Source organism: Acetobacter sp. UBA5411 (genome assembly GCF_002409645.1).
Taxonomy (GTDB): domain Bacteria; phylum Pseudomonadota; class Alphaproteobacteria; order Acetobacterales; family Acetobacteraceae; genus Acetobacter.
This window is the reverse complement of sequence record NZ_DHNR01000038.1, coordinates 1-10,615: the sequence shown is the minus strand read 5'-3', so window position 1 is coordinate 10,615 and position 10,615 is coordinate 1. Positions and strand designations below refer to the sequence as shown.

Here is a 10,615-nt window from a genome sequence, read left to right as displayed (position 1 = left end):
TTAACTGACGACACGCCGTAACAGGCCCTAAATGAGCAATCAGCCAACTGACGGTTCTCAGCGATGACCACCAGATTTATAATCATCCCTGATAATTTTGCTTTTATTAGAAAAAATCAGATTGTTCCGGGCAAATTCCTGTTGGAAAGCGTTTCAACGCACATATCAAGAAAGGCCGAAACCCTTAATGGAATGCGCTGACCTGTCACGGTAAAAAGTCCGTAGATCAAGGGGGCGCATTCATCTTCCAGCCCCAGATAAGCCAGCGGCTTGTCATCGAGCGCATTCTGGTTGCGCGGGCGAGCATTTCCCAGCCCGAACCCCACACCTCTTGCTGCCAGGCTACGAATGACATCCATGCTTGGGTAATGCCCCGCAATGCGTGGGGCCACGCCTGCCGAGGAAAAGAGCTGAAGGAAATAGTCCCGCGAAAAGGGCAAATCGAGCAGAAGAAATGGTTCGTTTACAAGATCTTCCAGTCGGACATGACCCATCCTTGCAAGAGGATGCTCGACCGAGGTGAACACATAGGGCGGAAGCGCAGAAAGCGGCTGAAAGGTGATCGTCTGCGGCATGGGCATATTGTAGCCGATCATGACCGAGACCTCGCCGTCCCGCAGTTTCTCCGTCAGTTCTTCATGGTGACCGGCAATGACCCGCAGGCTCGCTTCTGGATAAATTGCAGAAAAGTTCTGAATGAGATCAGGGGCCAGGAGAGGAAACAGTGTCGTCATGCAACCAACGGTGACTTCGCCCTGTACCCGTCCCAACATGCCATTCAGCGAACTGCCCAGTTCCTGCGCCTGAGAAAGCAGCTCACGAGCCTCCTGCAACACCATGCGGCCTTCTGGCGTGAGAGACAGCCCCTGCGCGTGATGACGGATGAAAAGCGACACGCCGAATACGCTTTCCAGATGCGCGATGGCGGCCGAGATGGCGGGCTGCGAGATGGGTATCTGGCGCGAGGCCTGCACGATGGACCCTGTTTCAGCCGTAGCGACGAAATATTCGATCTGTCGCAGGGAGAATTTCACTGTAGACAATTCCTCAATGATGGCAGTGAAGTCACTGTCCTGAGGGAGTGTATTATCAAACTACATGACGGAACGAAAATTCTGCCGACGGGATCAGTCGTTCTTGCGGGTCCGTATTTGGGTCTCCCATTCTGTCATGTTCCGGTTTTCAGCCTTGAAACAACATATCCACAACCTGCTCCACAAACTGCACACCATCCTGCAACTCTTCCGGCAGAATGAACTCATCCGCCTTATGAGCGCGATCAATGGAACCGGGACCACAGACAACAACCGGCATATCCAGATATTCGCTGAACAGGCCGCCCTCCGTTCCAAAACCAATCCGTGACGGCGCATTGTCGCCAGTTATCCGCATGATCTCGTACAGGAAGGAAGAGTCGTCGGATGTATGCAAACCGGGATAGGTGTTGAGGGTCTCAATCTCGATGCGGGCATGTGGTCGTTCCGAGCACAGACGGTCCGCCTCCACACACAACCGGTCAAGCAGAGGCTGCGGATCAACACCGGGCAGCAGACGCATCTCAAACTGGACCTCGCACATATCAGGCACGATGTTGAGCGCCACTCCACCCCGGATCAGCCCGACCTGCATGGTGCTGTAAGGCACCTCATAATGCTCGTCCCGAGCGCCGGTCTCTTTCAGTTCTTCCTGCACGGCTTCAATGACTTTCACCATGTCTGTCGCCAGACCGATGGCATTGCAACCGCGATCAGGATTGGCCGAGTGTGCTGCCAGTCCGTGACACACAATACGCGCCGCAAGCTTGCCCTTATGGCCGGATACAGCACACAGACCGGTTGGTTCTCCAATGACACAGCCGCGCGCCTGAAAACCACGGGCAGCCAGATCTCGGAGCATCGAATGCACGCCCACACAACCGATTTCCTCGTCATGGGAAATGGCCAGATGCAAGGGTGCGCGCAGCCCGGATTGACTGGCGGCGTACCGCGCCGCCACAAGCATGCAGGCAAGGAAGCCCTTCATGTCGCTGCTGCCACGTCCGTAAAGCTTTCCATCCCGTTCAGTCAGGACAAAGGGATCTGTCGTCCATGGCTGCCCCTCCACCGGCACCACATCGCTATGGGCCGACAGCACGATGCCATCCGGCGTGTCTGGTCCGATGCTGGCGAAGAGATTGAAGCGCCCGTCTTCCTTGCCCGGCACGCGGTGACAGCGTGCTCCAAGGTCACACAGAAAGGCTTCCACCCAGTCGATCAGTTCCGCATTTTCCGTGCGGCAGATTGTGGGAAATGCAATCAGCTTCTTAAGGATATCACGGACGGAAAGAGCGTGCGGATCGGTCATGTCAAAGCTCCGAAATGATCATGTCGGAGGCCTTGTCTCCAATCATCATCGTCGGCGCATTGGTGTTGCCGCTGACGAGCGTCGGCATGATAGACGTATCGGCCACACGCAGCCCTTTCAGTCCACGCACCTTCAGTTCTGGCGTGACCACGCTGTCCGCATCCGATCCCATGCGACAGGTGCCGGAAGGATGAAACACAGTGCTGGCGGAGGCATGCAGATAGTCCATGAGTTGTGCATCGGTCTCAAGGTCTGCTGTTGGAGCCATCTCTTTTCCACGGATGGCGTCGAACGGCGACGCCCGCAGGATACGGCGCGCAAGTTTCACCCCTTCCAGCAACACGAGCGCATCGCGTTCGTCGGACAGGAAATTGAAGTCGATCTCGGGATTGCGGCTGCCGTCCTGTGTCAAGCGGATGCTGCCCCGGCTTTTTGGACGCAGTACGCAGGTGTGCAGCGCAAAACCGTGTCCCCACTCGAACAGCCGCCCCCGATGGCTGCGATAGCCCGGCACGAAGTGGAACTGCACGTCCGGCACGCCTTCAGCATAACGGGTGGAGGCGAAACCTCCGGCTTCCACATAATTCGTGGTCAGCCACCCCTTGCCGCGCAGCAGAAACTGTAAGGGTGCAGGCAGCACGGAGCCGAGCGAGGATCGCGAGAACCCCAGAGTGCTGGCTGAATCCGAGCGGATGGTTACCAGCCCATCGATATGATCCTGAAGATTGCGGCCTACTTCCGGCAGATCGCTCACCACAGGGACACCGGATTGCAGCAGTTCTTTCGCATTACCGATGCCTGACGACATCAGCAGGTGCGGCGAACCGATGGCCCCCGCCGAAAGGATGGTTTCCTTGTGCGCCCGCAGGACGTGGAACTTTCCGTTGCGTTCTATGGTGACGCCCTGCACCTCCCGCCCGTCTGTCACAAGCGAAGCCACACGACACCCTGTCAGCACATGCAGGTTCGGACGTGATAGGACGGGAGCGACAAAGGCGCGATAGGCGCTGAGACGCTTGCCACCCTTCTGCGTGACGTCATAGACGCCAACACCCTCAAGCCGGGCTCCGTTGAAATCGGTGTTTTCTTCCAGCCCAATCTCTTCGGCCGCCTTGATGAACAGACGCGACACACCCAGCGGATCACGCGGCTGATCCACCACCAGTTCACCGCCCGTGCCATGAAAATGCGGGTCCTGATGCAGGCGATTGTCTTCCTCGCGCATGAAGTATTTCAGCACGGAGTCATAGCCCCAGCCGGTGCAGCCCATCGCTTCCCAGCCATCATAATCCGAGCGAGCGCCACGGATGTAGATCATGCTGTTCATGGAGGAAGAGCCGCCCAGCATCCGGCCACGCGGCACATGCACGCGGCGATTGTCGAGATGCGTCTGCGGTGTGGAGTAATACTGGTAGGTATATTTTCGGCTTTTGTAGAGTGAGATGGTGCCTGCAGGCACATGGATGCGCGGCGTGTTGTCAGGGCCGCCCGCTTCCAGTAGCGCCACACGCAGATTGCTGCGCGCGCTCAGCCGGTTGGCGAGCACACAGCCTGCTGCGCCGCCACCCACAACGATGAAGTCATAATCAGTCGGGAAATCGTTCTGTGCGGTCATCAGTCAGCTCCACTCATGACAGGTTGGGCGTGACGTTCGTTGCGCATCATCCAGACATAGAACACCGTCACGACAATCAGTCCCACGATCCACGAAATGTCCGCACCACCCAGCATGTTTGCGACAGGACCGGTGTAGAGACCGTTCGAGACAAAGGGGATCTGGATCAGAATGCCGAAGACGTAGGCAATCAGCGCGGGCCAGCAGTAGCGGCCATAGATGCCGCCATCGGCGCGGAAGAAGGATGGAACGTCATACTCGCCATGCCGGATCAGATAGAAGTCGGCCAGGTTGATGGCGGTCCACGGCACCATGACGTAAAGCAGCAGAAGAATGAAGTTGGTGTATTCTTCCATAAAATTTGCTTCCGCACCCAGAGCGATCAGCAGTGACAGGCTTGCCAGAACTATGGCCGTACCCGCGCGTCCGACATGCGTCGCCTTCCATGACGGAATGATGGTCTGCACGACCGTGATAGCCGAGAGCGCGCCGCAATAGAGATTCATCGCGTTCGTGGACGCGATACCCAGAGACAGCACGGGAACGATGAACAGCGCCAGCGGACCAACCTGTGTGGTGAGCGTGGCCACCACATCGCCGCCTCCTGCGATCACGCCGAGCAGACCACCAAGAATCATGGGGAAGACCGAACCGAGCACGCAACCCCAGTAGCTCGCCATGAAGGCCTGACGGCTGCCTGTGCCGGGTGGCAGATAACGCGAATAGTCCGAGACATAGGGCGCGTAGGCGATCTGCCAGAGCGCCGCCGTGGACAGGCCGCCAAGGAAGCCCGACATGGTGAACGTGCCGTGCGACAGCGTTGCGGATGAAACGCCGTTCACGCAGAGGATCCACACGAAACACAGCGCCAGAGCGATGCCGGATACCACCGTCATCAGTCGGGTGTAGGCATGGATCAGATCATGGCCGTAGATCGTGGCCACCAGACTGACGAGGCCAAGCAGAACGACGCAGGCCTTTTCTGGCAGGAACGTCACCACCGTATGCAGGGACTCACCTCCCAGCACGAGGTTGGAGGCGAAGAAGCCGACATACATCACGACCACAAGGCAGATGACCGCCATCGCCCCCATGGAGCCGAACTGGCCGCGTGTCTGCACCATTTGCGGCACGCCCAACTGCGGCCCCTGCGCTGCATGAAGCGCCATGAACAGGCCGCCGATCATGTTACCCAGCACCGCCGAGAGCAGGGCTGGCCAGAATGGCAGACCGAATACGGTGGTCGCCAGCGCGCCGGTGATGATGGTCAGCATCATGATGTTGGAGCCGAACCACACGGTGAACAGATCGCGCGGGCGTCCGTGCCGCTGGTCGAGTGGGATCTGGTAGATGGTATGGGCTTCAGGACCTCGTGACTCCGGGCCTCGTGCCGTCGCGGCGTCTGTCATGGGTCGGTTCCTTCCTCTGGCGTCGGCGAGCATGCCCGTCGCAATTTTTGTGTCGGAATCGTAATATTGAGAGCCAGAAAAACCCCGCCGGCACCTATGGTCGGCGGGGCGTGTCATCAGGTCATTCGCGTTCGGCGATCACATCGACTTCGATCAGCCATTCCGGGCGGGCAAGGGCTACAACCACAAGGCCGGTGAAAACCGGGAAGACGCCCTTGAGACGACGGCCCAGCACACGATAGGTCGCCTCGCGGTAGCGGATGTCCGTGAGATAGACAGTGACCTTGCAGATATCGGTCAGCTTGCCACCTGCTTCGGTCATCAGCAGTTCGATGTTGTCCATCACCTTCTCGGCCTGTGCGATCGGGTCGCCCACGCCGATATTCTCGCGTGTGTCGAGATCCTGCGGCACCTGCCCCCGCAGATAAATCGTGTTGCGCGTGATGACGGCCTGACAGAGATCGTTGTCGAGCGCCTGTTCGGGGTAAGTGTCCTTCGTGTTGAAGGGACGGAGGCGGGTGTGGGCCATGGTCTGTTTCTCCCAGTAAGGGCTAGTGCTGTCCGGTCGGTCTGCACCGGAATTGATGATCCTGCGCAACGGGGATGGGTCGGTGGCTGTAGAACCGCGAGAGGTTCCTGCCCGGATAATCCTGTTGCAAGTGTGAAACGAATTGGGCTTTCAGAAAAAGAAATTATTTCTGACGTTCTGCTTCAGGAAATCTGACCTCAGTAATGAATCCATACGGTCTTCAACGCTGTGTATTTATCGAAGCTATGCAGAGAGAGGTCACGACCGAAGCCGGACTGCTTCACGCCTCCGAAGGGCGTCATGGCGGACAGCGCATCCACCGTGTTGACGGACACCGTCCCCACATTCAGCCGCTCCGACAGATCGAGCGCCCGGCTGATATCGCGGGTCCAGACGGAAGCCGCCAGCCCGTAGGGCGTATCGTGCGCCAGACGGAGCGCCTCCTCCTCGTCACGGAAGGTCTGGATGGCGAGAACCGGACCGAAAATCTCTTCCCGCACAATCGGCGCGTCAGAAGGCACGTCCGCAAAGACCGTAGGCTGGATGAAGGCATCCGACGCGCCGACCGTCACGCGACTGCCGCCCGCGACAAGGCGGGCCGTCTCGCGTCCCGAGGCCAGAAACTCCGCGACCCGCGCAGTGTGCCGGACATCCACCATCGCACCCATTCTGGTCTGGGGATCGAGAGGATTGCCGGGCACGATCGCCTCCGCGCGCACGCGCATGCGTTCGATCATGTCGTCCGCCACACTCTCATGCACCAGCATACGGGAGTTGGCGGAGCAGACCTCGCCCTGATTGAAGAAGATGCCGAAGGCGGCCTTGTCGGCGCCAGCGTCCAGATCGGCGTCCGGGAAGATCAGGTTTGGACTTTTCCCGCCTGTCTCCAGCCAGACCTGCTTCATGTTGCTCTCACCGGCATAGCGCATGAACAGCTTGCCCACATCGGTCGAGCCGGTGAAGACGAGGCAATCCACATCCGGGTGACGTCCGAGAGCCTGCCCCACTTCCTCGCCGAATCCCGGCACCACGTTCAGCACGCCATCCGGGAGTCCGGCCTCGCTCGCCAGTTCCGCCAGACGGAGCGCTGACAGAGGCGACTGCTCGGCAGGCTTCAGAACCATCGAGTTTCCGGCAGCCAAGGCGGGTGCGAGCTTCCAGATCGCCATATCCAGCGGGAAGTTCCACGGCACGACCGCTCCGACCACCCCCAGCGGCATGCGGCGGATCATCGCCACATCGCGTCCACCGGTGGGCGCAACCTCGTCATACAGCTTGTCGATGGCTTCCGCGTGCCATTGGAGAAAATGGATCGAGCCCGGCACGTCCACATTCACGGTCTCGGAAATGGGCTTTCCCATGTCGAGCGTGTCGAGCAGCGCGAACTCCTCGGCATTGTCGCGGATGAGAGCGACCATCCGCAGCAGGACGTCCTTGCGGACAGCGGGCGTCAGACGGGACCAGCGACCGTCGTCGAACGCCTTGCGGGCGGCCTGCACGGCCCGGTCGATGTCCTCCACTCCTCCGCGCGCCACGTCCGTCAGAACCTCGCCACTGGCGGGGTTGACGCTGCCGAAGCATCGACCGGAAGCCGCAGGAACGAATCGTCCGCCAATCCAGCACTGGTTGCGGAAGAACAGGCTGGAGGCGCGCCCGGCATAATGAGCGAGGCTCCGCATCACGCCGCTCCGTGTCCGGGCCGGTATGTCATGTAGCTGCGCTGCTTGGCGATATGGTCGGCGACGTATTTCGCGTCATGCCAGACGCCCCAGATGAAGGAGGAGCCCCGGCGCGTCTGCCAGGGCAGACCGAGAAAATACACGCCCGGCTCGGAAGAAACCCCGCGCTGATGGTGAGGACGACCGTTCTCATCCAGCGCTTCCATCTTCAGCCAGCTATAATCCACACCGAAACCCGTCGCCCAGATGATGGTGGTGATCCCCGCTTCCTTCAGATCCAGTTCGAGCAGGGGATGCGTCACGCATTCCGGCTCCGGGAGGAAGTCACGGACGGAGGGTTCTTCAGGCAGGTCCAGACCGTTGCGGGTGACATAGGCGTCCGCCTCTCCGAGCAGGGAGAGGTAGTTAGCGTCGCCTTTCGCAATGTTTTCGGCGAGATCAGGCGCAAAGGTCAATCTGCCGTCCACGAAATTTTCGGTGCGCCCTAGCAGGGTCATGCCTTCCGCGGCGAAACGGCGGAAATCGACGGTATGACCACCATTCGCACCGCTGACGGCGATGGTCGTGTGTTCCACGCCCGGCGTCGACTCGGCATCCCACTTGTTCAGCACGCCAAGCCACCACACAAAATCGCGTCCGCGATAGCTGCGGGGCGGACGGTCATGCGGACCCACCGAGAGATAGACCTTACGGCCCTTTCGCATCAGTTCTTCGGCAATCTGCGCGCCGGACGATCCGGCACCGACGACCAGAACCGCGCCGTCAGAAAGCTGGTCGGGGTTGCGATATGCCGACGAGTGAATCTGGCTGAGACCGGCCGTCTCCGGCACCACGGACGGAATAACCGGAATCTGGAAAGGACCGGTCGCAGCAACGACACATTCGGCCTCAATTGCGCCTTCGGATGTGTCGATGTGAAAACCAGTCTGCCCCTGCCTGCGACGCACTTCCTTTACCTCCACGCCACAACGGACCGGCGCTTCGATCATGTCGGCATAGGCTGCGAGGTAATCGGCGACCCTTTCCTTGGGTGCGAAATCGTCCGGACCGTCCTTGGGAAACAGCATTCCCGGGAAACGGTCATGCCATGCCGGTCCATTGGCGACGAGGGAATCCCAGCGGCAGCTCCGCCAACGCTCGGCCACGCGGTTCCGTTCCAGAACGATATGCGGGATGCCGTAGGAGCGCAGGTGTTCACTCATGGCGATACCGGCCTGCCCGGCTCCGACCACGACAACTTCGGTTTTTTCGACAGACATGGCTGCCTCCTTCCTCCCCGGCCATAACCGGGCATGACACAACAATACGATATCGAAACAAATAGACGTAAAAGATGACGCGCCCGCCCAAGGGCTTTCAGAAGACGAAACGGTTATTCGTCGCCGGGCACGCCATAAGACGGAGCCGCTTCAGGGTTGAGGCAGCGGGTGACGTAATCGTGCATCTCCGGCTTCCAGACGCTCCACAGCGACGCCAGACGTCCGATGGGATCGTCCTCCCAGTCCACCCGGAGGTCGGCCAGAGGCCACGCCTCCCGGTCAACCACCAGCATGCCCGCGGACCGAACCGGACCAGCCTCTCCGCCGGCATGGAGGCCCGCCTGCATGGCCAGCATGACTCGTTCTCCGAGTTCCATCTCCGGCCCCGCTTCCTCAAAGCTGCGCACGATGGTTGCCGGCACGTCCAGTGAAGCCAGAAGATTGCCTGCGGACACCACATTGAGCCCTTCGGCGCTTGCGTTGATCCCGAGGGACTTCTCCCCGGACCACAGGGCCGTCCGGCCTTCCCGGTCGATCAGGGTCATCTGGCGAAAGGCGGGGAAAGTACACGTGCGGGCGATGATGTCGCGGGCTTCGCCAGCGGACGCGCCAGCCTGCATCAGGTCAAGCGCCCACGGACCAAGGCGCGGATCGGTTACGTTCTGCGTGGTGACGGCTCCCACACCGGCTCTCGCAAAGGCGCAGCGGGCCGCCACGGCGGGAGAGGATGAGGATACGGCGACCGCGAACTGGCCGGTACGGGAACAACGCGCGACGAGGGAAAAGGTCATGGCTTCGATGTCTCTCCGCAGGAAAATCCTGTCAGCCAGAAGATGAATTCTGACTATGTAGAGAGGCTATCATCCTTGTTCTGACACCGTAACAAGGACTTTCCGAGGTGTAGCTTCTGTTTTCCTGAGGATGGTGTCGCTTGAGGATCAGGGAAACCGACATCAGATATGATGAGAGTTGGTCCAGCGCGTAAAACCATCAGTGAGAACTATGCGACTGGAGCGTTCTTCTTCCGGCCTTCTACGCAAGCCGTTATTCCATCATCAATAAAAACGAAAAGGGCAGTCGGTTACTCCCGGTACTGCCCCTTCAACCACCTTCAGGAGGACAGAACGCGCAATGCCCCTGCCCTGCCGGTATGACAGCATTCTTCACTTCTTCTGCATGTAACTGTCAGGTTGTGAGACGTCGTTGGCATAATAGAGGATTTCATCGATCTGCTTCATGATGTCACGACTGTCTGATTTGATATAGTCAGGATTACGGGAGGCGGGATGTTTTTCCAGCCACGACGTGATGCGTTGGGCGGGCGTCATGCCGGCCAGAACACGCTGTGGGCGATGATTGTAAGCGAAACAGAAGCCCCTGAGCAGAATTTCCAGATCCTCATGGCATGACAGACAGATCTGCAGCACCTCTGTCGCCACCCGGCCATTGAAGCGTTCCACCATTCCATTGGTCTGTGGCGAATACGCTTTTGTCTGGCGTCGGTCGATGCTCATGTCACGGCAGGCCTTTTCGAAGGCATCCGCCGTAAAACAGGAACCACGATCGGTCAGGATATGGGTGATCCGGAAAGGAAAGGCGGCTTTGACAGTCTTGAGGAAGTCGATGGCACTGTCTGAATTTTCCGCGTCATAGACCGCCAGATGCACTGAACAGGAACACCGGTCGATGGCGACATACAGGAAACGTTTCCGCCGATCTCCGTCTGCTGTCTGCAATTTGGGCAGATGCTTCACATCGATATGGACATAACCGGGATCGTA

At 59.3% G+C, this 10,615-nt stretch carries 9 protein-coding genes; all 9 read right to left on the bottom strand.

The features are described from left to right. Positions 1-116 precede the first annotated feature (116 nt). Positions 117-1,034: a LysR family transcriptional regulator gene (locus tag B3759_RS13330; protein WP_291366518.1), complete on the bottom strand. Its 918-nt coding sequence runs from the start codon at positions 1,032-1,034 to the stop codon at positions 117-119. A 148-nt stretch (positions 1,035-1,182) separates the two neighbouring features. After that, entirely contained in the window at positions 1,183-2,343 is a 1,161-nt protein-coding gene (gene argE / locus B3759_RS13325) for an acetylornithine deacetylase (RefSeq protein WP_291366516.1), read from the bottom strand. Between the two features lies 1 nt (position 2,344). Beyond that, the gene (locus B3759_RS13320) at positions 2,345-3,958 is read right to left on the bottom strand and encodes a GMC family oxidoreductase (protein ID WP_291366514.1); all 1,614 of its coding nucleotides are present in this window, start codon (positions 3,956-3,958) and stop codon (positions 2,345-2,347) included. After that, positions 3,958-5,367 (bottom strand): purine-cytosine permease family protein, encoded by a 1,410-nt coding sequence (locus B3759_RS13315; protein WP_291366512.1) that lies wholly within the window; start codon positions 5,365-5,367, stop codon positions 3,958-3,960. Before B3759_RS13315 ends, B3759_RS13320 begins: the two co-directional genes overlap by 1 nt. A gap of 121 nt (positions 5,368-5,488) precedes the next feature. Then, complete coding sequence (locus tag B3759_RS13310) at positions 5,489-5,896, bottom strand: RidA family protein (protein WP_291366510.1); 408 nt, start codon at positions 5,894-5,896, stop codon at positions 5,489-5,491. Positions 5,897-6,093: 197 nt separating this feature from the next. Then, positions 6,094-7,575 carry an aldehyde dehydrogenase gene (locus B3759_RS13305; protein ID WP_291366508.1) on the bottom strand — a complete coding sequence of 494 codons (1,482 nt, stop codon included), beginning with the start codon at positions 7,573-7,575 and terminating at the stop codon, positions 6,094-6,096. Continuing rightward, a complete protein-coding gene (locus B3759_RS13300; RefSeq protein ID WP_291366506.1) occupies positions 7,575-8,834 on the bottom strand; it encodes a flavin-containing monooxygenase in 1,260 nt (419 codons plus the stop codon). The genes B3759_RS13305 and B3759_RS13300 overlap by 1 nt, the downstream gene beginning before the upstream one ends. 113 nt (positions 8,835-8,947) lie before the next feature. Then, on the bottom strand, positions 8,948-9,625 hold the full coding sequence (locus B3759_RS13295) for a DUF1028 domain-containing protein (protein ID WP_291366504.1): 678 nt from the start codon (positions 9,623-9,625) through the stop codon (positions 8,948-8,950). A 372-nt stretch (positions 9,626-9,997) separates the two neighbouring features. Further along, the coding region (locus tag B3759_RS13290) for a DDE-type integrase/transposase/recombinase (protein WP_291366502.1) at positions 9,998-10,615 on the bottom strand (618 nt) is incomplete at its 5' end.